Source organism: Pseudobutyrivibrio sp. OR37, assembly GCF_900113655.1.
Classification (GTDB): Bacteria; Bacillota; Clostridia; order Lachnospirales; family Lachnospiraceae; genus Pseudobutyrivibrio.
The window spans coordinates 93,912-120,822 of sequence record NZ_FOQF01000008.1 but is presented as its reverse complement, the minus strand read 5'-3'; the positions used below and the strand labels follow the sequence as shown (position 1 = coordinate 120,822).

The following is a 26,911-nucleotide window of genomic DNA, read 5'->3' as shown; positions in this document are numbered from 1 at the left end:
CCAAAGTAACGCTTGCAAAGGGTATTTACGGGTTCTGCCCGTTGATGCATAGAAATGATTTCTGAAAGAAATCGGGATAATTTCATCAAGATTGATATAGGTTTCTAATAGAGCCAGAAACGCAGGCTTGTCATTTTCAAGTTTATCTTGGCAGTCTGAATAAATATCAGCCAAAGAAAGCTGTTTATATGGTATCATATATATCAGAATAACTCCTTTCTTGGTTAGTACAGTGGTTTCTCGTCAATTCTATTGTACCATATCAGTGGGGAGTTATTCTTTTTTAGTTAACAAAAAATGCCGCATTTACGCGGCTTGTGGCGTTTTGCAAACGCCTATAACAAGTTTTTTATTTGGGGGACTTATGGCAACGCCAATTAATGCATTTGCACCAAAAATTCAAGTCTCATCGAACGGCTTAGAAGCCACTATGACTTTTAAGATTCCAGACGGAAAGAATGAAGTGCCCAAGTTTACTGCAGCTCAGTTGCTTGGGTTCTTGAGTAATGCAAATATTACCTTTGGAATTGATCAGGATATGCTGGTCAGATTGTCCAATAGTCCTATTTATGGAAGGCCTATCAAGGTTGCAGAAGGTACTGCACAACAGCAGGGCACTCCAGGATATTTTGAATATCATTTTGATACAACTGTTAATCGTAAGCCTACCATCCGACCAGATGGTACGGCTGATTACATGAGTATAAAAACAATTGAAACAATACAAGAGGGAGACGTTATTGCAACATATCATCCTGCCGTACAGGGAAGTCGTGGTATGTCTGTAAGAGGTCAGATACTTGAACCAAAGCCAGTTAGAGACCTTCCTCCACTTATCGGAAGAGGCTTCGACAGGTCTGCGGACAATCTTACCTACACAGCTAAAATCACAGGTAAGATTGAGGTTAATCAGGGTAAGATTAATATATCTCCAGTACACGAGGTTAAAGGGGATGTAGGAATCGAAACAGGAAACATTAAATTCAACGGCGATGTCATCGTGCACGGTGGTGTGCATGATGGCGCCGTTATTGATGCTGCTGGAAATGTAATTATTCACGGTCTGATTGAGGATTGCGACATTAAGGCCGGAAAAGATTTGTTCCTATTATCTGGTGTTAAGGGTAATGAGAAAACAATCATAGATTGCAGAGGCTCTGTTACAGCACAGTTTGTTGAGTATGCAATCGTTACATGTGGCGGCGATATCACAGCAGATTATTTCTTCAAAAGCAAGGTTTCTTGCGATGGTCGTATCGAGCTTAACGGTAACAATGCGTCCATAATAGGTGGCTACGTTTCAGCAGTCCAGGGCATCGAGGTAAATGATATTGGTAATGCCTTCGGAACTACAACAAACGTTGCTGTAGGAATTGATGTTGAAAAAGCTACTGAATACGAAATACTTGCAAAGAAGATTCAGGCAATAAATGAGAATGTCCAAAAGATTAAAAAGGGCATCGAAGAATTTGATAGACTAGGTGAGGAACGAGGAATTAACTATAAAGAAGATCCTCGTAGAATGCAGCTGCTTAGAGTTAGAATCAGAGATGAGGCAGTTGTCCTAGAAGAAACAAAAAAGCTTGGCAGACTTAAGGATGTAATTTTGTCTGGCCGTGGCGCAACTATAAAAGTTTTTAGAAGATTATATGCCGGAAGTAATATTTCAGTCGACGATCATCATGTTACAATTCAGGAACTGTATGAGCGAGTAGAGATTGAAAAAAGTGAAGAAGGCGTAAAGCTTAGGAAAATTGGTGGATAATTATGATAGATTTTGAGGAAGAGCTTAAGAAGTATGAACCTGCTATTGAAGTTGAGCAGGCTGAGGCTGATATTAAAGCAAGAGATTTGACAGATTTAACAGACTTACTTTTTAATATGACAGCTCAGAACAATAACGGGACAAAATAGTTTAGGTTTAGTGGAGAATAATCAATGCAGTGTTTTATGTGTGGTGCCGAAGTTGGTGACAGTAATGTATGTTACAATTGCGGCGCCGATATTTTGTTATATAAACAAATCGTTTACACGTCGTACGTGTTCTATAATCAAGGCTTGGAAAAGGCTAAGGTCAGGGATTTATCTGGTGCAATTGAAGCTCTAAAATCATCGCTCCAATATTACAAATACAACACAAGAGCGAGAAATTTACTTGGGCTATGTTACTACCAGACAGGCGAAATGGTCCGCGCATTAAACGAGTGGGTTATTTCAAAAAATCTGCAGGAGGATAATCCTGATGCAGACAGATATCTGGCTGAAATCGAAAGCACGCCTGGACTTTTGCCAAAGGTAAATTCCACTATCAAAAAGTACAATCAGGCAATTGAATATTGTAAATCTGGAAGCAGAGATTTGGCTATTATTCAGCTGAAAAAGGTTATTAGCCAGAATGCTAATTTTGTCAAAGCACATCAGCTTTTGGCGTTGCTTTATTTGGAGGAAGGCAAATTTGCAGATGCCAGAAAGCTTTTGAACCAGGCTGCAAAAATTGATAGTAATAATACTACAACTATAAAGTATATTCATGAGGTCAAGGCCAGATTAAAGGACCAGAACACTGGAAAACGCAGAAAGAAAAACGACACAGTATCCTTTGTGGATGGCAATGACACAGTAGTGATGTCTGAAAAGTCCTTTAGAAGCATGCTGGACAATTCAAGGTCCAGCCTAATGAATATTATTCTTGGACTTGTAATCGGTATGCTGATTTGCTTCTTCCTTGTAGTTCCTACAGTTAAGGACAACGCCAAGGATGGCAATTCAAATACAATACTTGCCCTTAACGAGGCTTTGGCAGAGTCGAATTCAGCTAATGAATCACTTCAATCAGACATTGAAAAGCTGAAAACCGAGTTAAGCGCTTATGACGACAAACAGGATGTTGCTACATCCTACGACAATTTATTTGCTGCCCAGAATTATTACAATTCGGGAGATAGTGCTACTGCCAGCCAGTACATTCAGCTGGTTACAAAGGAAGTTTTAGGTGAGCAGGGACAGCAGGCTTATGATACCTTGTACACAGCACTTTCACCAGCGATTATCCAGGGCTTTTTTGATGATGGTAACAATTTCTATTCAGAAGAAAATTACGAGAGCGCAATCACAAACTTTAAGACTGTAGTTGATATCGATGAAAACTACGGCAATGGAGCTGCTCTGTTTTTACTTGGCGATTGCTACAGATTGACAGACCAGACAGATTTGGCACTTGAATGCTTTGAGAAAGTGGTTGAACTCTACCCTTCAAATAAATGGGGAAAACAGGCTAAGGTATACATCGCAGCAGATGACACCAAGCTTGATGCTAAAGAGGTAGGTGAATAAAATGACAGATTATGAGTTAGTAAAAATGGCCTTAGAGGCGAGAGAAATGGCTTACACACCATATTCTCACCACAAGGTTGGAGCTGCACTTTTATGTAAGGATGGAACAGTCTTCAAGGGCTGCAACATCGAAAATGCAGGCTACACACCAACAAACTGTGCAGAAAGAACAGCAGTGTTCAAAGCAGTTAGTGAGGGTTATTACGATTTTGAAGCAATTGCAGTTGTAGGTGGTATGGATAACCTAAAAGATTTACCACTTTGCGCACCTTGTGGCGTATGTAGACAGGTCTTAAACGAGTTTGGAGACCCAGAAACTTTTAGAATCCTTCTCGCAGAAGTTAAGAATGTGGATGATTTAACAAAAATTCAGCCTGAGGATGTTAAAATAGTAGACAAATCGCTTAAAGAAATACTTCCTTACGGATTTGGTCCAAAAAATTTGGACATAAAATAAACACAAAATCATCATTGTTCTTGCAAAAATAATGAAATTAAATATAATTTATATTATGAGTTTCTATATAATTAGAGAAACCAAAAATTAGGAGGAATGAAAGAATGAAAAAGAAGTTATTAAGCGTACTTCTTGTAGCTTCAATGGTAGCTACTATGTTTGTTGGTTGTGGTTCATCTAAAGAAGCTGCTTCAGATGCAACAGCAACAACAGAAGAGGGGGCTGCAGATTCAGCAGCAACTAACAGCGATTACAGAATCGCAATGATTACAGACTCTGGTGATATCACAGATATGTCATTCAACCAGACAACTTATGAGGCTGCTAAGGCATTTGCAGACAAGAATGGTGCTGATTTCCAGTACTATAAGCCTACAGAAGATTCAGATGATGCTCGTATCGCTTCATTTGAGAACGCTGTAACAGATGGTTACAATGTTATCGTAGTTCCAGGTTATTTATTTGCAAACATGATCAAGGCTGTTGCTGAGGATTATCCAGATGTAACAATCATCGCTCTTGACTGTGGTGAAGGTGATTTTGGTGATTACACACTTCCAGAAAATGTTTGCTCATTCACATATCAGGAAGAGCTTGCTGGTTACATGGCAGGTTTCGCAGCTGTTAAGGAAGGCTACACAAAGCTTGGTTTCCTTGGCGGTATGGCAGTTCCAGCTGTTATCCGTTACGGTTACGGTTTCGTACAGGGATGTAACGATGCAGCAGTAGAGCTTGGTAATGCTTCAGATGTTCAGGTTAACTATGTATATGGTGGCCAGTTCTTCGGTGATGAAGCTATCACAGCTCAGATGGATACATGGTATTCAAACGGCACAGAAGTTGTATTCGCTTGTGGTGGTGGTATCTACACATCAGCTTGCGAGGCAGCTCAGAAGGTTGGCGGTAAGGTAATCGGTGTTGACTCTGACCAGTCTGGCACAATTGCTAACCAGTACGGCACAGATGATCTTTGCATAACTTCGGCTATGAAGGGTCTTGCTCCAACAGTTGATGCTACACTTACAGATTTATTTGCTGGCAACTGGGCTAACTACTCAGGAAAGATTGAAAACCTTGGTATCGTATCAGGTACAGATCCTTCACTTAACTATGTTCAGCTTCCAACAGACACATGGTCTATGGAAAACTTCACAGTAGATGATTACAACACACTTGTTGGTCAGTTATATGACGGAACAATCACAGTTGATAACGGTACAGACAAGATGCCTGCAACAGAAATCACTGTTAAGGAGTATGACAATATTCACTAATATTCCCGAGAGGCTTTTTACAAAAGGGAGGGATTTAAATCCTTCCCTTTTTTTTGAAATAAACAAAGCTATAAAATATAATATGTATAGCGTATTATTTTTTATGGTTTTGCTGTTCATTAAGGGGAGAGCATTATCAGCAAATAGATAGTTAATAAGCGCCATATGTAGCTATCACAAAAGAAAGGGTATATTGCGATGGAAGATTACGTAATTGAGATGTTGCATATCACAAAAGAGTTCCCAGGCATCATTGCAAATGACGACATCACTTTGCAGTTGAAGCGCGGTGAAATACATGCACTTCTCGGGGAGAATGGTGCCGGTAAGTCCACACTTATGAGTGTATTATTCGGACTTTATACACCGGAAAAGGGTGTCATTAAAAAGGATGGCAAGGAAGTAAAAATTAACAATCCAAATGATGCTACCGATTTAGGTATTGGAATGGTTCACCAGCATTTCATGTTGGTTGATATTTTCTCAGTACTTGATAACATCATCCTTGGTTCAGAGCCTAGCAAGTTTGGCTTTTTAACAAAAGCAGAGGCTAGAAAAAAGGTTATGGATTTATCAAATAAGTACAATCTTAAGGTTGATCCTGATGCGCTCATCGAGGATATTACTGTTGGTATGCAGCAGCGTGTAGAAATTCTTAAGATGCTTTACAGAGATAATGATATTCTTATCTTTGATGAGCCTACTGCGGTTCTTACACCACAGGAAATTGATGAGCTCATGAAAATCATGAAGGATTTAGCAGCAGAGGGTAAGTCAATCTTGTTTATCACTCATAAGCTAAACGAAATCATGGAAGTAGCAGATAGATGTTCAATCCTTAGAAAAGGTAAGTACATCGGCACAGTTGATGTAGCAAACACTACAAAGGAAGAGCTTTCTTCAATGATGGTTGGACGTAATGTTAAGTTCGCTGTTGATAAGGAAGAAGCTAAGCCTACAAAAGAAGTTCTCAAGGTTGAGAATGTTTGCGTAAAGAGCAAGATTCACTCTAACGATTCAGTTCACAACGTTTCATTTAACGTTCGTGCAGGTGAAATCGTATGTATCGCAGGTATTGATGGAAATGGTCAAACAGAGTTTGTTGGGGCGCTTACAGGACTTGATGATATTTCTAGCGGAAAGATTACATTGTGCGGCGAGGATATTACTAAAAAATCTATCCGTTATAAGAATACTCACGGAATGAGCCATATTCCAGAAGACAGACATAAGCACGGTCTTGTATTAGACTACTCTCTTGAGGAAAACATGATTCTTCAAAGATACTTTGAGCCAGCCTTCCAGAAGGGTGGAATCATTAAGAAAAAGGATATGCGTACATATTCAGAGCGTTTAACAAAAGCATTTGATGTTCGTTCCGGTCAGGGTGCAATCACAAAGGTTCGTTCAATGTCTGGTGGTAACCAGCAGAAGGCAATCGTTGCACGTGAGATGGACAGAGACCATGAGCTTCTTATTGCTGTTCAGCCTACAAGAGGTTTGGACGTTGGTGCTATCGAGTATATCCACAAAGAAATTGTTAAAGAAAGAGATGCTGGTAAGGCAATTCTCTTAGTTTCCCTTGAACTTGATGAGGTAATGAATCTTTCAGATAGAATTTTAGTTATGTACGAGGGTGAAATCGTTGGTGAGGTTGACCCTAAGAAGACTACTCTTCAAGAATTAGGATTATACATGTCAGGCGCTAAGCGTGACGATAGAAGGGAGGCTAAGTAATGGGACAGAAAGAAAGCTTTTTTAAGAGACCAGCAGTACAGACATTACTTGCTTCAGTTTTATGTGCCGTACTTGGTATTTTAATTGGATTTATTATTCTTTGGTTTATGAATGCAGAACATGCCTCAGAAGGTATGGGAGCAATTCTTACAAACTTCTTCAAATATAGAATAGCACAAAGACATTGATGAAATACATGGGTTCATTCCTTGTAAACTCAGTGCCAGTTATTCTTTGTGCAGAGGCAATTCTATTTGCTTACAAGGCTGGACTATTTAACATTGGTGCAGCTGGACAGTACACAGTTGGTATTATTGCCAGCCTTTATACATCACTTGCACTTGGCTGGAATTGGTTCTTCTGCTTACTTGCAGCTATCGTTGCTGGTGGTATCTGGGGACTTATCGCAGGTATCTTCAAGGCTTACTTCAATGTAAACGAAGTTATTGCAGGTATCATGCTTAACTGGATTGGTCTTTATATTTGTAACATCATCCTTGGTGGTGAGGCATGTATGAACCAGTCTAAGTCAGAGACATACGAAATCGCAGAGGTTAATCCTTCAGGTATTTTACCTGGATTTATGCAGGAATTCTTTGGTGGCAACCAGTATGTGACAATCGCTATTCCACTTACAATTGTTGTTGCTATCGTTATTCTTATTGTTCTTAACAAGACAACATTTGGTTATGAGCTTAAGGCTACAGGTCATAACAAGGAAGCTGCAAAATATGCAGGTATGAATGCTAAGAGAAACATCATGTTTACACTCCTTATTTCAGGAGCTATCGCAGGTATGGCTGCAGGTCTTCTCTACTTAACAGGCATTCAGCACTTCAAGATTGCATCTTCAGTTCCAGGCATGGGATTCACAGGTATCGCTGTTGCATTCCTTGGTGGACTTAATCCTATCGGAACTATTTTTGCTGGTTTATTTGTTGAGTACATCACACTTGGTGGTCAGTACCTTAACACAAACTACTATAATCCACAGGTTGCTGATCTTATGATTGCAATCATCATTTACTTATGCGGATTCGTATTGTTCTTCAAGACAATACTTAACAGACCAGGTAAGGTAAAGGTTAATGCTAATGCTGAGCCTGCTAAAACTGAAGAGAAGGAGGTGTAAGAGATGTCTGGATTATTATTACTTATTCAATATACACTTATTTTCTCGGCAGTACTTATTCTTGTAGCTTTGGGAGGTATGTTCTCAGAGCGAAGCGGTATCATCAACCTTGGTCTTGAAGGTATCATGGTATTTGGTGCTATGGCTGGTGCCATGGTAATGGTTCTTCTTCCAAGTGATGCATCACGTTTTACAATTATCTTACTTACATTGTTAGCATCTGCATTAGCAGGTATGCTTTCATCACTTTTGATTGCGGTTGCATGTATCAACTTCAAGGCTGATCAGACTTTGATTGGTACGGCGGTAAATATGCTTGCTACAGCAGCTGCAACAGTTATTATCAAGGCTTTCAACACAGTTCGTTCAAACGGCGCAGATTTCTCAGCAAAGCTTGATTACGTAAGGGGCCATGATGCTTTCGTATTCTACATCGGTAAGCTTCAGCTTAGCTGGTTCATCGTTGTTGCAGCACTTCTTCTTGTAGTTGCAATCGTATTCTTCTACAAGACAAAGCTTGCACTTCGTATTCGTGCTTGCGGTGAGCATCCACAGGCTGCAGATTCTGTAGGTATCAATGTTTACGCTATGCGTTACATTGGTGTACTTATGTCAGGTTTCCTTGGTGGACTTGGTGGTATCATCTACATCTGCGCTGCCAACTCAACATGGCACTTTGATTATGGTGTAGCTGGTGCAGGTTTCCTTGCTCTTGCTGTTATGATTTTTGGACAGTGGAAGCCAGAGCGTATCGCTTGGTCAGCAGTGCTTTTCGCATTGTTCCGCTCGCTTTCAAACGTATATATGGGTATTGGATTCCTTCATGCACTTCCAATCTCAGGAACTGTTTACAACATGTTCCCATACATTGTTTCACTTATCGTACTTGCATTCACATCACAGAATTCTCGTGCACCAAAGGCCGAGGGTATTCCTTACGATAAGGGACAGAGATAATTTAATACAAAGATACACAAATGGCTGGCATTATTTGCCAGTCATTTTTATTTGCATATTTCACAAAATCTTAACTGTTACGCTGTACAATAAAGGAGTCGCATAATACGCTTGTGTAGAAAGGTAAGTGGATTACAATGAGACAGATAGAAGTTGCAGAAATTAAACCTGGTATGATACTTGCAGAAAAGATAGTGAGTCCCAGGGGGCAGCTGTTGGCTGATGCAGGAACACCACTGACTGCACAGCAGCTTTTGCATGTAAGCTATTATGGGGTTAAGTCGCTCTGGGTGCAGGATGAGGAGGATGCTGTAGAAAAGTATCAACTGGAAGCACCTGACGAGTTTATTGGGGAAACACAATCTTGGCGTATTCAAAACAGTGAGGAATTCGCCGAGTTTAAGCGCGCATACGTAAAATGCGCCGATCAATTGGAAAATATCATTAATGATTTTGTGACAAAGCAAGGAAATCTTGATGATGATGCTTTGATGGAGGATATCAAAACTGTTTTTGAGGAACATTCCACTGGTCTTGGAATAATGGCCATGATGCTGAATGTTCAGGAAATTGATGCTAGCACCTACAAGCACTCTGTAAATGTTGCCATAATATCTCGAGTATGTGGCGGTTGGCTTGGAATCACTGATAAAAAAGAATTAGATGTGCTTACGATGTGCGGTCTATATCATGATATAGGAAAGTCATTGATACCAAATGAAATCCTTACTAAAGAAGGTCCACTTACACCAGAAGAATTTGGAAGAATGGCTGAACACCCACTGCTTGGCTATCATCTTTTGACAGGTGAACCGATTGATAGAAGAATAAAGCTAGCCGCTCTTCAACATCACGAAAGAAATGATGGTAGCGGTTATCCATACGGCCTTACAAAGGATTTCATAAATCCATTTTCAAAGATTATATCTATTACTGATGTATATGATGCAATGACAGCTGATAGATGTTATCGAGCAGGAGTATGTCCTTTCGAGGTAATTGCCCAATTCCAACGAGCCGAACCCTCAAAATATGATCAAAAGGTTCTACAGATATTCTTAGAAAATATCGCAGATTCATATATCGGCACTGGGGTGTTGCTTTCTGATAATAGTAGAGGAATAATCACCATGATTAACAGCAAGGCTTTATCAAGTCCTCTTGTTAAATTAGATGATGGAACCTTCGTAGATTTGCGTGAAAGAACGGACCTATTTATTAAGGCATGTATATAAGAATTTATAGCCAGCATGTTAGAAATAACGTGCTGGTTTTTTTATGTAAAAAACGAAAATAAAAAACTGAGAAAAATCGTACAAAAGCTAATCATAGAGGATAAATTTGTGGTATAGTATAGTTTGTGAAATAATGAACAATTGGCTCTAATTTCCCAGCGGGAATTTAATATATATTTAAAAGAGCTAAAGTAAAAGGAGGAAATGACAATGGAAATGTTAGTAACAGCTTTAATCTGTTTACCATTTCTCTGGGCGATTTTGCCTGCAGTTATTCACAATTCTAAGTGCAGAGCATTTTTCGTCTATCTAGGTTGTGGAATCGTTATTGCACTTTCGGTTTTTACAGCTGTTAAGTGGTACTTGGCAGGAGGCCAGGCCATGGATTTCGATTTGCCATACAAAGAGGCATTTGATCATGTTATCTTAGTTGGCGATATCTTCTTAATGTGTTTAATCACATATCTTTCATTCAAGTACAAGAAGGGGGTTATTTCACTGCTCGCTATCGTACAGACAGTACTTGTAGCAGCACTCGAGCTTTTTGGACCAAAGGTAAAAGAGCTTCCAGCCCTTCACTTTGACTGGCTCACATTCGTAATGATTCTTATCATCGGTGTGGTTGGTTCTTTGATTGGTATTTATGCAGTAGGTTACATGCATGGTTATCACATTCATCACCACAAGGAGCTTACAGACAGACGTAGCTTCTTCCTTGCAATGATTTTCGTATTCTTCGGAGCAATGTTCGGCCTTGTATTTTCACAGAGCCTTATCTGGTTGTATTTCTTCTGGGAAATCACATCAGTTACATCATTCTTGCTTATTGGATACACTCGCACAGACGAAGCAATCAACAATTCGTTCAAAGCTTTATGGATGAACCTTCTTGGTGGTTGCGGAATCGCAGCAGCAATTGCAATTGGTGTGTTATTATACCAGAACGTAAATCTTTACGACATGATTAAGATTGCAATCCTTAGCAAGTACATGGGCATTTCAACTACATTATGCTTAGTTCCAATCGCTTGCCTTGCTTTTGCAGCACTTACAAAGTCAGCTCAGTTCCCATTCTCAGGATGGTTACTTGGAGCCATGGTTGCACCTACACCTTCATCTGCACTTCTTCACAGTGCAACAATGGTTAAGGCTGGTGTATATCTTCTTATTCGTATTTCAGTAGCAATGGCTGACAATTACGTAGGAAACATGGTTGCCCTTGTTGGTGGCTTCACATTCCTTGCAGCATCTTGCCTTGCTATTTCAGTATCAGATGGAAAGAAGGTACTTGCTTACTCTACAATCTCTAACCTTGGTCTTATCGTTGCATGTACAGGCTGTGGTTACGAAGAGACAATCTGGGCAGCAGTATTCCTTGTAATTTTCCATGCTGTTTCAAAGTCAATGCTCTTCCAGTGCGTTGGTGCTATCGAAAACACAACAGGTAGCCGTGACGTAGAAGACATGCAGGGATTGATTTCACTCTTCCCTAAGCTTGCAGTTGTACTTATGATTGGTATCGCAGGAATGTTCCTTGCACCATTTGGTATGCTTATTTCTAAGTGGGCAGCTCTTAAGGCATTCATCGATACAACATCAGTATATGTATCAACACTTATGGTACTTTTCATCTGCTTCGGTTCAGCTACAACAATGTTCTACTGGACAAAGTGGTTATCAAAGATTCTTGGCGCTTCTGGAAAGGAAAAGTCAAGAGACCTTACAAAGAAGAACGAGTACATCTCAATGTTCTTCCACGCAATTATGATGGTTGCCCTTATCCTTGGATTCCCATGGCTTTCATCACATGTGCTTAAGCCAATGTCTAACGAGATGTTCGGTACAGATGTACAGGTTATTTCATACCAGAATATTATTATCATGATTGTATTACTTGTTGGTGTTTTTGTTATTCCAGCAATCAACTATGTATTAACAAAGAACACAAAGGCAAAGCAGGTTATCACATACATGGGTGGTGCTAACTGCGGAGACAACTTCAACTTTGTTTCTTCAACAGGTGACCCTAAGGAGATGCACATCTCTAACTTCTACATGGAAGACATCATGGGTGAGAAGAAGTTATTCACACCAGCAATCATGGTATCAACAGTTATTATTATTGTTTACATGATTATCGTAATAGGAGGTGCATTCTAATGGTTACAGAACGTATTATAAGCGCAGTACTTTATGTGCTCCTCGCACCTTTCGTTATCGGATTATTAGATGGCTTTGATAGAAAGATTTCTGCACGTATGCAGGGCAGACGTGGACCATCAGTACTTCAGCCATTCTTCGATTTAAAGAAGTTATTCGAAAAGGAATTTTTAACAGCTAACAAGGCTCAGCTATTTATGATTCGTTCATACTTAGTATTCATCGTTTTGTCAGGTGTCCTTTTCTTCGGCGGATTTGACATTTTGCTTGTAGTATTTTCACTTTCTACAGCAGCTATGTTCTTAATCCTTGCTTCAACATCAACTCACTCACCATACTCTGCACAGGGTACTCACAGAGAGCTTGTTCAGATTATGTCATGTGAGCCAATGGAGCTTTTAGTTGCAGTTGGTTTTTATCTTGCTATTGGTACATTTAATGTAAATGAAATCGTTAAGACTTCTATTTCGCCAATCGCATTTCTTCCTGGATTCTTTGTAGGCTTTGTATTTATCCTTACAATCAAATTCAGAAAGTCACCATTCGATATTGCTACATCACATCATGCACACCAGGAAGTTATCAAGGGTGTTACATCTGAGATGGTAGGTAAGGAATACGGAATGGTTACACTTGCTGAGTGGTACGAGAATGCAATACTTCTTGGTATAGTTGGATTGTTCTTCCTTAACAGCAACCCAGTATCTATTGTTGGCGCAATTATCGCTATCCTTGTTGTATGGTTCCTTGAAATCCTCATCGACAACACATCAGCAAGAGTTAAATGGCAGCTTATGCTTAAGCTTGCTTGGGGCGTTACAATTGTTGCAGCCGGAATGAACCTCTTATTATTAGAGATTATTCGTGGTTAATGGGTGAGTATATAATTAGGAGGAATTAAAATGAGTACAATACATAAATCACCTTGGCTACTCCACTATGATGGAAGTAGCTGTAATGGATGTGATATTGAAGTTTTAGCATGTACAACACCTGTTTATGATGTAGAGCGTTTCGGCGTTATCAACACAGGTAACCCAATGCATGCTGATATTTTCCTTATTACTGGTGGTATCAACTCTCAGAACGAAGCTGTTGTTAAGCAGATTTACGAGCAGATGCCACAGCCAAAGGTAGTTATCGCCGTAGGTACATGTGCATGTACAGGTGGTATTTTCAAGGAATGCTACAACATCAAGGGCGGAGCAGACACAGTAATCCCTGTTGATATTTATGTTCCAGGATGTGCAGCTCGTCCAGAGTCAATCATCGATGGTGTTGTTAAGGGTGTAGCACTTTTCCAGGAAAAGGCAGCAGCACTTAAGGCTTCTGAGAAAGCTAATTAGTAGGAGGATATTATGCAGGAAATTAAAAAGGATATGTATTTAATTGATAAGGCAGAGCTCCTCCAGGTCATCATGGAGAAGAAGAATGCTCTTTGGAGACTTTGCCAGATTTGCTGCTCTTTCCCAAAGGCAGAAAATCACTATGAAGTAACATATTCATTTGCTAATGGATATGATTTTGCTAACTATCGTCTTATCGTTGAGAAGGACGAGGATGTTCCATCAATCTCTCGTGTATACAAGTCAGCTATCTACTATGAGAACGAGATGCACGAGCTTTGGGGACTTAATGTAGAAAATATTAAGGTTGATCTTCACGATAAGCTTTATCGTATCGATGTAGAGACACCATTCATTGAAAAGGAGGACAAGTAGCATGGGAAAGAGAAGTATCGTACCTTACGGCCCACAGCATCCTGTTCTTCCAGAGCCTATTCATCTTGATTTAGTTTTGGAGGACGAGAAGGTTTTAGCTGCTATTCCTTCTATTGGATTTATTCATAGAGGTCTTGAGAGCCTTACAAGCAAAAAGGATTTCAACGAGATGGTATACGTTGCAGAGCGTATCTGCGGTATCTGCTCATACATGCATGGTATGGGATACTGTATGGCACTTGAGGATATCATGAACGTAGAGGTTCCTCGTCGTGCAGATTATCTTCGTACAATCTGGTGCGAGATGAGCCGTCTCCATAGCCACTTATTATGGCTTGGTCTTCTTGCTGATGGATTTGGATTCGAGTCACTCTTCATGCATTCGTGGAGACTTCGTGAGAACATCCTTGATATGTTCGAAGCATCAACAGGTGGACGTGTTATTTTCTCTGTAAACACAATCGGTGGTGTTCTTAAGGATATGCCTAACGATATGCTTAAGGAATTCGTTAAGAAGCTTGATGATATGGAAAAGGAAATCCGTGAGACAACAAGCATCTTCCTTAACGATTACACAGTTAAGAGCCGTCTTGTAGGCGTTGGTATCCTTACAGGTGAGGATGCAATCCGTCGTGGAGCAGTAGGTCCAATGATGAGAGCATCTGGTATCAGCGTAGATATGAGAAAGAATGGATATGCAGCATACAACGATATCGACTTTGATGTAATTACATCTAACAACTGCGATTCATACGCTCGTTGTGAGGTTCGTATTGGAGAAATCTTCCAGTCAATCGATATCATCAGACAGGCTGTAGCAAAGATTCCTGATACAGAAATCAATACAAAGGTTACTGGTATGCCAAACGGTGAGTCAATCATCCGCGTTGAGCAGCCAAGAGGTGAGGCTTTCTATCACGTACGTGCTAACGGCACTAAGTTCTTAGACCGCTTCAGAGTCCGCACACCTACATTCGCAAACATCCCTGCACTTACACAGACACTTCAGGGATGCCAGTACGGTGACGTGCCACTTCTCGTACTTACTATTGACCCTTGTATTAGTTGTACAGAAAGATAGGAGGATAATATGGGACAATTTTTACCATTTACTAAACAAGTTTTAAAGAACCTCTTTTCTGAGCCAGCTACAACTCAGTATCCTTTCGTACCAAAGGAGTACCCAGAGCGTACAAGAGGTCATGTAGATATTAATAAAGACCAGTGCATCCTTTGCGGAATGTGCATGCGTAGCTGCCCTCCAGGGGCAATCAAAGTTGATAGAGCAGGTAAGACATGGACTATCAACCGCTTCGACTGCATTCAGTGTGGTTACTGTGTAGAGAAGTGCCCAAAGAAGTGCTTATCTATCACACCAGGTTATCAGGAGCCAGGCCCTGAGAAGTTTACTTACTCAGTAGAAGTTCCTTACGAACCACCAAAGCCAGCTGCTAAGCCAGCTGCAGCACCTGCAGCAAATGCTGCTGCACCTGCACAGCCACAGGCATAAAAAAATAGCCTTCCCCCTTTGGGGGAAGGTGTCTGCGCAGCAGACGGATGAGGGTCGCATTTAATATATAGCCCTCATCAGTCACCTGCGGTGACAGCTTCCCCCAGAGGGGGAAGCCTTTTTATTATCTTGCCCTAATATCTAAAATCTCTCCAATATACATCGTATGGAAATCATCCAAATGCTTTGCTGTATAATTTTCAGTTAGAATCTTTTCATCCAGTATAGTATTTTCAGTCATAGGAACAGCAGCAATCTTTCTGCAAAGGATAATGAAATTAGCCTCATCGATATAAGGTGCATTAAGTGCATGCTCAATGTTAACATGACATAGCTTTAGCTTATCTTCGTTACGACCGCTTAGCTGATCAAGTACCTTCATAAGCTGAACATTGTTTTTGTCATTCATATCAAAAAAGCAAGCGGAAAAATATTCGCTTCTATCAAGTAGTTCTTTGGTGTAGCGGGTGTTTCGCAAAAATCCATACACCACATTCTTTCCCCACATATGACCAACGCCACCATTGTGTGAAGACATTGCATTTACTACGCCATCTGCTTCAGCAACAATGGCAATGCCTTCATCTGCCACTTTTTGGATAGGATTCCACTCTAGCATATCAATTGGATAAGGTTGAAAGGTATGCATATTATTCCTCACTTTCTAATTATAAGTTGTTCATTTGTAAGAATTTTAAAAATTCGTGCTCAGGCAATGGGTAAGAAAAATAGTAGCCCTGAAGGTAATCAACACCGAGAGATTTCATTTCCTTCATCTGTTCTTCAGTTTCTATACCCTCTGATATAATTCTAAGTCCCATTGAATGTGACATTTCAACAACAGTTTTAACAATGGCGCGAGCCTTTGGATTGGTGAAATATTCTTCAGTCAAATGCATGTCTAGCTTTACGATTTCAACTGGCATATCAATGATGTAGTTCAGGTTTGAAGATCCAGCACCAAAATCATCTAATGAGAAGGAAATGCCATGAGCCTTTAATTTCTCCATATTAACCAGGAGGTTCTCCTTACTTTGAAGGGAACTGGTTTCAGTTATTTCGAAATTTAAGAGCGATGGATTTAGCTCGTTTTTCTCAAGTAGCTCTAACATTCTAGATACAAATACAGGGCTTTCACCTTGTTTGACAGATAGATTAAGCTCTACCTTTTCTATTCCAAGCTTTTCAACTCTGTAAGACTTCATAAAGGTTAGAACATTTCTATAAATGTTGTCAGATAGAGGCACGATACGGCCAGTCTCTTCAACGATTGGAATGAAATCATTTGGATATACAAGTGTTCCATCCTGAAGTCTGATACGAACAAGAGCTTCCGCACCGGTGTAGGTACAAGTTGAAACATTATATATAGGCTGATAATGGACTTCTATACGATTATCCTCCATAGCCTCGATAACCATTTTCTCCACAAGCTTCTTGTTGCGAAGCTCAGCCATTGTATTCTTATCAATAATAATTTCGTCCTTAACCAGATTTTCGTAATTATTTGGAACGAAATTTGATAATAGCATCATCAGTTCATCTGCATTATAGGCAATACTGCTGTCTGGAACTACTGTGTAAACCGGATGCAATAGGGTGTACGCGTAGGCAATATCCGGATTGTCCTCAACTGATTGGAAATAAGTGGCAATCTTAAATTTAGTGCTCTCCATGAAATCGTTGTTTTCAAATACCAGTAAAAAATAGCCTTCAGCAGTATCAAATACCTTTGCGACTTCAATATTGAATAAGAATTCAGAAAGTGTAGTTATTGTTTTTCTGAGTATTTTATTTTCAGTAGATGCATCTCCCATAGTTCTAAAGGAAATCATCATTACAGAAAAATTCTTTTTAGATTGATATAAAAAATCCAGGTAATCATGAATAACGGCTGAACTAAAATGTCCGGTTTTTCTTGAAATGGCACTTTGAGGATTTTCCATTTCAAGATACATGATTAAGGCGCCAATACATGCTGCAAAGCTGACAATTAAAAGCTGTGGCTTGAAAAATTGAATCACTGCAGAACAAACCCAAATGGTCATCCATATAAGCAGTGCGTTTATTTTTTGCTGCTTTATATGCTTCTTTAAGACGATTGTAGAAGCCACCACAGAAACAATATAGATTGCAACAAGTATATATGTAGCAAATGCCGCAGGGCCATAAGAATAGAGGTATATGCCGTCATAGTGATACTCTACTGGTAAATATAGGGTTACGAATAATCCTAATATAAAGCCATATCTATAAAGCCTGCCCAGGAATCTTTCAAAGTTACTACCCAAATACTTGAATATATCAGCGATAGTATATGCAAGGGCCGAATAAGATACTGCCTGCAAGCTTAGAAGATAAAGCTTACAGCTAAGCAGAACGATAGAACGGCTGTATTTTGTAGCGTTGATTATTAAATAGCACGAAATGATATCTAAAATAACGCATGCAAATATTACATGTAGAGTTGTTATAAAGCGGCGTTCCGACCCGAGACCCATGGTAGGTTGTTTTTTATAGAAGGTTATGAGCAATGCTATGATGACGAGACCGCATATTTGAGTGTAAATATTCATGATAATTATCCCATTTTTTATTATTTGTATAGATTATAGCATTGATTTAAGAAGGATGGCGCCAAAACTCAGAAAGTTCAAAGAATGTTCAAAAACAGTTGGAAGAACTAAGAAAAATTTAGTAATTTAATGCGTTAAAGTGTTGACTCATATCATTAAAAGTTAGATAATAAATGAAAACTAATCATGATTTAATGCGGAGGCAAATAATGGATATCAGATTTGAAAAAAGGGAGCAATTAAAGGAAAAACCAGATTGGAAAAATCTTGGCTTTGGAAAGTATATGACAGACTATATGTTTGTTTGCGACTGGGATAGAGAAGTGGGTTGGCATGATGCCAGAATCGTACCAGAGGGACCAATCGAGCTTGATCCAGCATGTATGACACTTCATTATGCTCAGGAGACATTTGAAGGTATGAAGGCTTATCGCAGAGAGGACGGAAAGATTCAGCTATTCAGACCTGAAATGAACGCAAAGCGTATGATTAATTCCAACGAAAGACTTTGCATGCCAGCGTTTCCAGTGGAAGATTTCGTTCAGGCAGTAAAGGCTCTTGTTAAAACAGAAGAAGCATGGGTTCCTTCAGAAAAGGACACATCGCTTTATATCAGACCATTTATGTTTGCTACTGAGGCAGCTCTTGGGGTGCACATGGCAAAATCTTATAAATTTATGATTTTATGTTGCCCAGTTGGTGCTTATTACGCAACAGGTCTTGACCCAGTTAAGATTTTAGTAGAAAATGAATTAGTACGAGCAGTTGCAGGTGGTACAGGCTTTACAAAATGCGGTGGTAACTATGCAGGTTCTATCGCAGGTCAGGTAAAGGCTGAAAAGCTTGGATACTCACAGGTTCTTTGGTTAGATGGTAATGAAAGAAAGTACGTGGAAGAAGTAGGTACAATGAACATCATGTTCAAGATTGATGGAGAAATCTGGACAGCACCTACAGTAGGTACAGTTCTTCCAGGCGTAACTAGAGATTCTATGATCCATCTTCTCAGAGATTGGGGATATAATGTTAGGGAAGAACGCCTCGCAATTGATGACCTTATGAAGGCAGGCCACGATGGCAAGCTTGAAGAGGTCTTCGGTACAGGAACAGCAGCAGTTATTTCACCAGTTGGTGAGCTCCGTTTCAAGGATGATGTTGTTGTAATAAATGGAGGTAAAACTGGCGAGCTTACTCAGAAGCTTTACGATACTTTAACAGGTATCCAGTGGGGTAGACTCGAGGATAAATATGGATGGACACAGGTTATAGACTAAATTTTGATTTAGAAATAAATAGTGAGGATATGCAGTCATTACAGGATGCATTTTGCAAGTCAAACGACATGTATATTATGTGCATCAGTAAGGCTCATGGACAAATAACATCCTTCTCAGGCTCTAAGTCTGAGGAGGATTTTGTTGACCGCGTTTTTCCTTCAGCTCTCAGAAGCGAGATAATGGATTCCTTTGTGGATGGCACAGCGGAAAATATTGTGGAGAGATTTGGGACTGAAGAATATCTTATATATCGCGGTGTTGCAATTAGGAGCACATCAGGGGATGTTTTAGGCGTATGGCTTTGCCTTGGAATCAATAAGGATTTACTACCAGAAGGAAAAACCTTTGATGCTGAAATAAAGCTTACAAGCCTGGAAGCCTTCGATAAATCAATTCAGCTTATCGAAACTCTTACCAAATATTATTACGCAGAGAAAATTAAAACTCAGGCTCTTAGAAATCAGCTTATGCAGGAGCGTACTGCAGAGGATGATATCAAGTACAAGCTTAGAAAAAACCAGATAATGACAGACATTATGCGTTTTATGGAGTCGGAGAATTCCTTCTCCAAAATATCAGAGGATATTTTGCAGGATGCTGGAAAGTATTTGGAGTGTACTAATGCTGCCCTTTTGCAGATTTCTGAAAATGACACAACAGTAGATATGATTCTGGAGTGGTGTGAAAAGGAAGAGGATGCCATTATCGGCAAGTTCAAGCAGATTCCACGTATGGAGCTTCCGTTTATGAATGGCAAGCCATATACTATATCTTCTGATGCCACTCTGCCAGAAGCCTTTGAAGTATTTTTTATTAAATATGGTATAAAGGCAGCCATCTTTTTACCTATTAATGTTAATGATTCTACAGCCATGTATTTGTGCTTCCTTGCAATAGGAAGGGAAAGAAATTGGAGCGTAGATGATTTGCGTTTTGCCAACGATATTAAGCGCATCCTTAATACTGTTTTGGTTAAGAAAATCACCACCAATTCCTTGGCAAGCTCTTACAATGCTTTAGAGGTGATTCTTAAAAGTGCAGGCTACGGTATCGTGGTTGCTGATTTAGAGGAAAATCAAGTTTTATATAAAAACGAAACCTTCGATGAAATGTTTGACAACAAGATAGATAAGGCGGCCGTTAAGGAGATTATTTTCGACGAGAAATATGTTCTGCCAGAGCTCAATGGCTTTTGTGCCGGCAACTGTGGCAAATGGTTCGACATATCTATTAACAATATAAAGTGGGTAGATGGAAGAGATGCCAGAATGGTTACCTTCTACGAAACCACTGATTTACGCTTATATCAGAAAAAGATTGAAAGTCGTGCTCAGCAGGATGCCCTCACAGGTCTCTACAACAGACAGGCCTGCGAACGTGACATTGTTTTGGAGCAGCATGTGGCAGGCAAGCTTAACAAGCAGTTTGCAGTGCTCATGATTGACCTTGATGATTTCGCCAGTGTCAACGAAGGCATGGGCTTCAAGGTAGGTGACGAGCTTTTAGAATATGTGGCCCACAGCATCAACGATATTTCTCAGGTGAAGGGCAAGTGCTATCGCATTGGTGGCGATGAATTTGCAGTGCTTGTGGACTGCGCCCATTTTGACAGCCTTGATTACATCATCAAGCGTATCACCAAGCTATTTGAAAACCCATGGGTATTAGAAGGTGTTGATTACTATTGCACCATGAGCATGGGGTGTGTAAAGGTTAAGGGTGAATTAGATTCAGTAACAGATATTTTTACATACATGAATATTGCTGTTCACACAGCCAAAAATAAGGGTAAGAACCGCTATGAATTTTATGATAACAGGTCTAAGGCCATCATCGAGGAAAGAACCAAGCTGGAAAATGCCCTTAGGCATGCAACTAAGGAAAACAGCGATGAATTCCAGGTTTATTATCAGCCTATCATGGAATTTGTAGATGCAATTCCTATCTGCCATGGTGCAGAAGCACTGGTTAGATGGAATTCAAAGGAATATGGTCTTGTTTCTCCTGAAAGATTTCTCTCAGAGGCTGAAAAGCTTAGAGTGATGGACATCATCGGAAATCGTGTCATTACGGAGGCTATCAAAGCCTGCAAGCACTGGAACGATTTTGGCTGCCCAGAGTATTGCGTAAACATCAATCTTTCAGCTTATCAGTTATCTCAAAAGGATATACTCAATCTAATTGAGAAAACTATTAAGAAGACCCACATAAATCCTTCAAATATCACCTTTGAGGTAACAGAAGTTTCCACAACAGATGATATGGAATGGATGAAGAAAATCCTTTCGGCTATTAGAGCACTTGGATGTAAGGTGGCATTGGACGATTTTGGAAAAGAAAATTCTTCCCTAATGAATATTCGTCAAATGCCAATAGACATTATAAAAATAGATAAGAGTATTGCCGCTGATATGGACACAGACAAGTTCGCAGCAGCATTCATAAAGACAATTTCTGAGCTGGCTTCAGCCATTGATGCTGAGGTTTGCGCCACAGGAATTGAGGAAGACAGACAGATGGATGAAATCATCAAGTTTTCCGTAAACATGGCTCAGGGTTACTACTTCGATAAGCCACTTGAAAAGGCTGAATTCGAAGATAAGTATTTATAACAGAAAGGTAAGGGAAATAATGTACACACTTGAGGACATCAGAAACACAGATTCAGAAGTAGCAGAGGCTATCGCAAAAGAGTTCAATCGTCAGTCACAGCACATTGAGCTTATCGCATCAGAAAACTGGGTATCACCAGCCGTTATGTCAGCCATGGGCTCAGTGCTTACTAATAAGTATGCAGAGGGTTATCCAGGCAAAAGATACTACGGCGGATGCGCAGAGGTAGATGTTATTGAAGAGTTAGCCATCAATCGTGCAAAGGAATTGTTCGGTGCGGACTATGTAAATGTTCAGCCACATTCAGGAGCTCAGGCTAATATGGCAGTTCAGTTTGCTGTTTTAAAGCCAGGCGATACAGTAATGGGCATGAACCTTGATCACGGCGGACATCTTACACACGGTTCAAAAGCTAATTTCTCTGGAACTTATTTCAACATTGTTCCTTATGGTGTAAATGATAATGGCTTCATTGATTATGATGAGGTTGAAAGAATCGCACTTGAGTGCAAGCCAAAGATGATTATTGCAGGCGCATCAGCATACTGTCGCAAAATTGATTTCAAGAGATTTAGAGAGATTTGCGATAAGGTTGATGCAGTGCTTTTCGTGGATATGGCTCACATTGCAGGACTTGTTGCAGCAGGGGTTCACGAAAGCCCCGTTCCATACGCTGATATTGTTACCACTACTACCCACAAGACCTTACGCGGCCCAAGAGGTGGTATGATTATGGCAACAGCCGAGGCCAACGAAAAATATAACTTCAACAAGGCTGTTTTCCCAGGTATTCAGGGTGGCCCACTTATGCACGTAATCGCAGGCAAGGCTGTATGCTTTAAGGAAGCTTTAGACCCAAGCTTCAAGGAATATGGCAAACAGATTGTTAAGAACGCTCAGGCTCTTTGTAAGGGCTTACAGGATAGAGGAATTAAAATCGTTTCAGATGGTACAGATAATCATCTCATGCTTATCGATTTAACTCCATTCGAGCTTACCGGAAAGGTGGTTGAAAAGCTTTTAGACGAGGCTCACATCACTGCCAACAAAAATACAATTCCAAATGATCCAAAGTCTCCATTTGTTACCTCTGGTATCCGCCTTGGAACACCAGCAGCCACTACTAGAGGCTTAAAGGAAGATGATTTTGACAAGGTTGCCGAGGCTATTTCAATCGTCATCAAAGAGCAGGAAGCTGGCATTGAAAAAGCTCGTGCTATCATCAAAACTTTGACAGATAAATATCCTCTTTCAGGCGGACAAGAATTCTAACAATACCTATAAAGTATAAGGATTAAGCAGACTTCTATATGGAGTCTGCTTTTTTTGCCTAAAATTATTGACACAAGAAAATAAACAAGTTATTTTTAATAACGTCTAGGAATATAGACCGGGGATTAATCTTAAATGCTGAAAGGGAGAAAAAATGAAAACAAGAATTACAGCAATGATTATGGGGCTATTTCTACTAATCAATGTATTGGCTCCTAGTTTTGTTTCCTCGGCTGAAGAATCTACCAATTCTCAGGAAACATCTAATGCTAATCCAAAGGTTGCAGTATCTGTAACATATCAGGATGGCACATCTATCCAATCAGGAGATATTTCTAAGGACACTGTGTTTAAAGCGGTTTACGCTTTTGATGAAATGGAAATTAATACTGATGGTACGGCTCTTCGTCAGGGACATGTATATGACCTACCAGCTATTTTAGGAATAGGTCAGTTCAATCTTACAGAGGAAGAGAAGATAAGCTTGAAGCTCAAAAATTCAGATACAGAATTGGGCGTAATCACAGTTAAGCCTAATGGTGATAAGGCTGATTTATCCTTTGAGCTGACCACAGATATGGAAGGAACTATTTCCGATGCATATTTCGAGGTGGAGCTTAGACTTAACCCAGAAGATACATCATCCCAAAGAACTATAAGCTTCCCAGATGGATGCAGCTATGATTTCAACATCAGGGAATACATGGATGTGGCACCATCTATCAAGCTAACTGCAGAGAAGCTAAATGATGACACTGCAGACTGGAAGGCTACCATTAATCGCGGAAGTAAGCAGGAATTTGGGGCCGATACCAAGGTAGTAATCAAGCTTTCTGCTGATGAAGAATACGTAGAGGGTTCTGCAAATATTGGTGGTCAGAAGCTTGATGCAATTTACGATAAGTCAAAGCATCAGCTTATCTGCGACGTTGCCAGCTTTTTAAATTCAGAAGGTGATGTGGTAATCAATTACCAAACAAAGGTTGTTTATAAAGTTACAGCCGCTCAGATAGCAGCAAATTCTACAAAGCTTCAGGTAAAGGTTTGGGATGAGGCTGCATTAGAGGAAGATGATGTTATAGATAAAGCATCAGCTAATGTCAGCTTTACAAAAGACTGCAACAAGTGGTTCTCAAAGGAAGCTGTAGGGGATATTGATGACGAGGGAGTGCAGCAGTGGAAGATTGTTGTAGATTCAAATGATTGCGATTTCAACAATGTGCATCTTTACGATTTACTTCCTACAGAAAGTGAAATGGGGCTGGTACAGGGCTCTGTCTATGTGAATGATAAAAAGGCAAAGGTAGCTATAGCACAAAATGATAGCTATACTTTTTCTGTTGATCTTGGAAAGCTTTCTTCTGAAAAGAAGGTGATTGAATACAAGACAAGGATTAAAAACTACTCGGATTATCTTAAGAGAAATCATTCTACCAAGCCAGCGAATAAGGCCTGGTTCACCTACGAATATGATTTTGGTGATGGCGCTGCCACCTACACTGGTGCAACAGCTACAGCCACAGCTGAAGTAAATCTTAAGTCAGGTGTGGAAAAGAAGGGCATCAGCTATGACACTGCCACCCACAGAATACTTTGGCAAATTGCAGTAAATCAAGAATATCAGCAGCTTACAAATGTTTCTGTAAAGGATATCATTCCTTCTAATCAGTCATACGTAGAAGGCTCTATTAGCAGCATCACCTATACTGATTCAAAGGGGGAGACCTCTACCAAAGAGGCTTCGGTAGAATATGATGGTAATAATGCTCTTGTAGTCGATTTGGGCAATTTGTCAGGCCAGAAGGCTGTATTTACTTTGATGACAGAGCTTAAGGCGGATGCAGTAGAAATCTGGTCAGATAATGCTGTAAATAATATCGTAAATACGGTAGAAATGAGCGCTAGTGAAATCAATGAGGTGCAAAAGGATTCTGCCAGCGTTTCCTATAAAAGTGAGGTAATAAGCACATCAATCTCAAACTACAATTACAATGAACACACTGCTGATATAGTAATTACAGTGGATAAAAATAAAATGCCGATGAGTAGCATTATTGTAGTGGACCAGCTTAAATATGAAAACTATGAGTTTCAGGTGGTGTCAGACCTTACCGTAAATGGAGTAAAGAAAAATTATGTAATCAACAAGGATGGCAATCTTGTTTTACACCTAGATGATATTACCGAAGCAGGTGAGGGCGCTATCCAGACAATAACCTTTAAGGTGAAGGTTTCAGGAGATGTTTATAAGCTCATTAACAATAAAAATTTCACCATCGCAAACGTGGCAGCTCTTCAAACTAAGGATATTATAAAGAAGGCGTCAGGCTATGTGGATTGCAAGTCTGATGATATGTCTATTTACAATAGCATCCTTGCAAAGACTGGTAAGGGGGATGCCAAAGAAGGAATTGCAAGCTACACAATTATGGTGAACAGAGCCAGAATCCCTGTAGCTAAAGGCTTTACTCTGAAGGATACACTGGGCAGCTCTTTACAGCTGGATGAGGAATCTATCCAGGTTTACGATTGTGCAATTGATGATAAATCAGGAAAGGTTATGGAAGAAACTCCTGTAGCTAAAAATATGTATAAGGTGAAGGTTTCCACTGAAGCTGACAAGGATATCCTTGAGATAAAGCTTCCTGCCGGAGACCATGTTTATAAGGTTACCTACAACGCCTTTATTGTAGATTCAAAGCTTACAGATTGTAATAACACTGTTGAGATAATTGACGCTGGCTTTGATAATATCTCAGGTCAGCAATTTGATGTTAAGAGCTATTTTGAGGCAGGAGCAAGCTTCAGACCAAGAAAGTCCAGAACTAAAGAAGATAAGGCAAAAGCTGATAATGAGGGAGCCGTCAAAGAAAAGTCAGTAAACAGTGATGAAGAATCAATCATAAAGGAAAAATCAATAGTTGCATACGCAGATGCTGATTTATCTACTGATTCTGAAAATGCCCAGAATGCAAGCAGTCGTTTTGCCAAGACTGGCGGCTTTGTTGGTACATTAGCAGCTTATGCCGCAGGCCTTGTATTAATTATTGCAGGACTTTATTTAGTTCTTTCAAAGAAGAAAACTAATGAGAAATAGAAAAATAATTGGAATGATAATCATATTGGCAGGCGTCATACTTATTGGCTCCTCCATTATGGTTAATCTTCAACAGAACAGGCTTAGGGATGCATTAATGGAAGATTATAAGGCTGGTAGTCTGGAGCTTACTCCTTCAGGGGATGCTAAAGACTCTGATGTGCTTTATGTATTAAGAATTCCATCCATCGAATCAGAAAATCCTGTCCGTGAAGGCATAGAAAAGGGAGTCCTTAAAGACTCCCTTGGACATGACTCAAATAGCACTTATGCCGGACAGCCAGGAAATTGTGTAATCGCCGGTCATAGAAACTATACCTTTGGAAAGTTTTTTAACAGACTTGATGAGGTTAAAATTGATGACCTGATTTATTTGGATACTGCAGATGAAACATACACCTATAAGGTAGTTGATATAAAAATCGTGGCTCCAAATGAGGACAGTGTACTTAATCAGTCAAATTCCAAAGAGGTTCTTACACTTTATACCTGCACACCTCTTTATATTGCAACCCATCGTCTGGTAATAATTGCAAAGCGTTTATAAGCTTTTATATATG

General features: G+C 39.8%; 23 protein-coding genes and 1 pseudogene. 21 read left to right on the top strand and 3 right to left on the bottom strand.

Features of this window, described 5'->3' with window-relative positions:
- A pseudogene (locus BM097_RS16490) lies at nucleotides 1-198 on the bottom strand (ISNCY family transposase); the annotation flags it as partial.
- Nucleotides 199-364: 166 nt separating this feature from the next.
- On the opposite strand from BM097_RS16490, the gene BM097_RS05935 reads away from it, so the two are divergent.
- The 16 genes from BM097_RS05935 to BM097_RS05870 all read left to right on the top strand — a co-directional run bounded on the left by BM097_RS05935 (nucleotide 365) and on the right by BM097_RS05870 (nucleotide 15,516).
- Entirely contained in the window at nucleotides 365-1,765 is a 1,401-nt protein-coding gene (locus BM097_RS05935; protein ID WP_090546908.1) for a DUF342 domain-containing protein, read from the top strand.
- 2 nt (nucleotides 1,766-1,767) lie between these two features.
- Nucleotides 1,768-1,914, top strand: coding sequence for a hypothetical protein (locus tag BM097_RS16315; protein WP_177197386.1), 147 nt, complete (start codon nucleotides 1,768-1,770; stop codon nucleotides 1,912-1,914).
- Nucleotides 1,915-1,938: 24 nt separating this feature from the next.
- The gene (locus BM097_RS05930; RefSeq protein ID WP_090546906.1) at nucleotides 1,939-3,333 is read left to right on the top strand and encodes a tetratricopeptide repeat protein; all 1,395 of its coding nucleotides are present in this window, start codon (nucleotides 1,939-1,941) and stop codon (nucleotides 3,331-3,333) included.
- Nucleotide 3,334: 1 nt separating this feature from the next.
- Nucleotides 3,335-3,790: a cytidine deaminase gene (locus BM097_RS05925; RefSeq protein ID WP_090546904.1), complete on the top strand. Its 456-nt coding sequence runs from the start codon at nucleotides 3,335-3,337 to the stop codon at nucleotides 3,788-3,790.
- Between the two features lie 104 nt (nucleotides 3,791-3,894).
- A complete protein-coding gene (locus BM097_RS05920; RefSeq protein WP_090546902.1) occupies nucleotides 3,895-5,064 on the top strand; it encodes a BMP family lipoprotein in 1,170 nt (389 codons plus the stop codon).
- A 198-nt stretch (nucleotides 5,065-5,262) separates the two neighbouring features.
- On the top strand, nucleotides 5,263-6,801 hold the full coding sequence (locus tag BM097_RS05915) for an ABC transporter ATP-binding protein (RefSeq protein ID WP_090546900.1): 1,539 nt from the start codon (nucleotides 5,263-5,265) through the stop codon (nucleotides 6,799-6,801).
- Entirely contained in the window at nucleotides 6,801-6,989 is a 189-nt protein-coding gene (locus BM097_RS16650; protein ID WP_242944666.1) for a hypothetical protein, read from the top strand. The genes BM097_RS05915 and BM097_RS16650 overlap by 1 nt, the downstream gene beginning before the upstream one ends.
- Nucleotides 6,989-7,933 carry an ABC transporter permease gene (locus BM097_RS05910; RefSeq protein ID WP_242944665.1) on the top strand — a complete coding sequence of 315 codons (945 nt, stop codon included), beginning with the start codon at nucleotides 6,989-6,991 and terminating at the stop codon, nucleotides 7,931-7,933. Before BM097_RS16650 ends, BM097_RS05910 begins: the two co-directional genes overlap by 1 nt.
- Nucleotides 7,934-7,936: 3 nt before the next feature.
- A complete protein-coding gene (locus BM097_RS05905; RefSeq protein ID WP_090546898.1) occupies nucleotides 7,937-8,890 on the top strand; it encodes an ABC transporter permease in 954 nt (317 codons plus the stop codon).
- Between the two features lie 137 nt (nucleotides 8,891-9,027).
- Nucleotides 9,028-10,125 (top strand): HD-GYP domain-containing protein, encoded by a 1,098-nt coding sequence (locus BM097_RS05900; RefSeq protein WP_090546896.1) that lies wholly within the window; start codon nucleotides 9,028-9,030, stop codon nucleotides 10,123-10,125.
- A 210-nt stretch (nucleotides 10,126-10,335) separates the two neighbouring features.
- A complete protein-coding gene (locus BM097_RS05895) occupies nucleotides 10,336-12,285 on the top strand; it encodes an NADH-quinone oxidoreductase subunit 5 family protein (protein ID WP_090546894.1) in 1,950 nt (649 codons plus the stop codon).
- Complete coding sequence (locus BM097_RS05890) at nucleotides 12,285-13,157, top strand: complex I subunit 1 family protein (protein WP_090546892.1); 873 nt, start codon at nucleotides 12,285-12,287, stop codon at nucleotides 13,155-13,157. The genes BM097_RS05895 and BM097_RS05890 overlap by 1 nt, the downstream gene beginning before the upstream one ends.
- A 30-nt stretch (nucleotides 13,158-13,187) precedes the next feature.
- Nucleotides 13,188-13,631, top strand: a complete 444-nt coding sequence (locus BM097_RS05885; RefSeq protein ID WP_090546890.1) for an NADH-quinone oxidoreductase subunit B family protein — start codon at nucleotides 13,188-13,190, stop codon at nucleotides 13,629-13,631.
- Between the two features lie 12 nt (nucleotides 13,632-13,643).
- On the top strand, nucleotides 13,644-14,006 hold the full coding sequence (locus BM097_RS05880) for an NADH-quinone oxidoreductase subunit C (RefSeq protein WP_036947649.1): 363 nt from the start codon (nucleotides 13,644-13,646) through the stop codon (nucleotides 14,004-14,006).
- Between the two features lies 1 nt (nucleotide 14,007).
- On the top strand, nucleotides 14,008-15,087 hold the full coding sequence (locus BM097_RS05875; protein ID WP_090546887.1) for a hydrogenase large subunit: 1,080 nt from the start codon (nucleotides 14,008-14,010) through the stop codon (nucleotides 15,085-15,087).
- Between the two features lie 9 nt (nucleotides 15,088-15,096).
- Nucleotides 15,097-15,516 (top strand): 4Fe-4S dicluster domain-containing protein, encoded by a 420-nt coding sequence (locus BM097_RS05870; protein ID WP_090546885.1) that lies wholly within the window; start codon nucleotides 15,097-15,099, stop codon nucleotides 15,514-15,516.
- Between the two features lie 124 nt (nucleotides 15,517-15,640).
- Here BM097_RS05870 and BM097_RS05865 read toward each other — a convergent pair whose 3' ends face one another.
- On the bottom strand, nucleotides 15,641-16,165 hold the full coding sequence (locus BM097_RS05865; protein WP_090546883.1) for a flavin reductase: 525 nt from the start codon (nucleotides 16,163-16,165) through the stop codon (nucleotides 15,641-15,643).
- Between the two features lie 19 nt (nucleotides 16,166-16,184).
- On the bottom strand, nucleotides 16,185-18,092 hold the full coding sequence (locus BM097_RS05860; RefSeq protein ID WP_090546880.1) for an EAL domain-containing protein: 1,908 nt from the start codon (nucleotides 18,090-18,092) through the stop codon (nucleotides 16,185-16,187).
- A gap of 209 nt (nucleotides 18,093-18,301) precedes the next feature.
- Here BM097_RS05860 and BM097_RS05855 point away from each other — a divergent pair, with 209 nt between their 5' ends.
- The 5 genes from BM097_RS05855 to BM097_RS05835 all read left to right on the top strand — a co-directional run bounded on the left by BM097_RS05855 (nucleotide 18,302) and on the right by BM097_RS05835 (nucleotide 26,898).
- Nucleotides 18,302-19,366, top strand: a complete 1,065-nt coding sequence (locus tag BM097_RS05855; protein WP_090546877.1) for a branched-chain amino acid aminotransferase — start codon at nucleotides 18,302-18,304, stop codon at nucleotides 19,364-19,366.
- Nucleotides 19,345-21,981: a bifunctional diguanylate cyclase/phosphodiesterase gene (locus BM097_RS05850; RefSeq protein ID WP_090546875.1), complete on the top strand. Its 2,637-nt coding sequence runs from the start codon at nucleotides 19,345-19,347 to the stop codon at nucleotides 21,979-21,981. Before BM097_RS05855 ends, BM097_RS05850 begins: the two co-directional genes overlap by 22 nt.
- 19 nt (nucleotides 21,982-22,000) lie before the next feature.
- Entirely contained in the window at nucleotides 22,001-23,254 is a 1,254-nt protein-coding gene (gene glyA, locus BM097_RS05845) for a serine hydroxymethyltransferase (protein ID WP_090546873.1), read from the top strand.
- A 154-nt stretch (nucleotides 23,255-23,408) separates the two neighbouring features.
- The gene (locus tag BM097_RS05840) at nucleotides 23,409-26,351 is read left to right on the top strand and encodes a collagen binding domain-containing protein (protein WP_090546870.1); all 2,943 of its coding nucleotides are present in this window, start codon (nucleotides 23,409-23,411) and stop codon (nucleotides 26,349-26,351) included.
- Nucleotides 26,341-26,898: a class D sortase gene (locus BM097_RS05835; RefSeq protein ID WP_090546867.1), complete on the top strand. Its 558-nt coding sequence runs from the start codon at nucleotides 26,341-26,343 to the stop codon at nucleotides 26,896-26,898. Before BM097_RS05840 ends, BM097_RS05835 begins: the two co-directional genes overlap by 11 nt.
- Nucleotides 26,899-26,911: the final 13 nt, after the last annotated feature.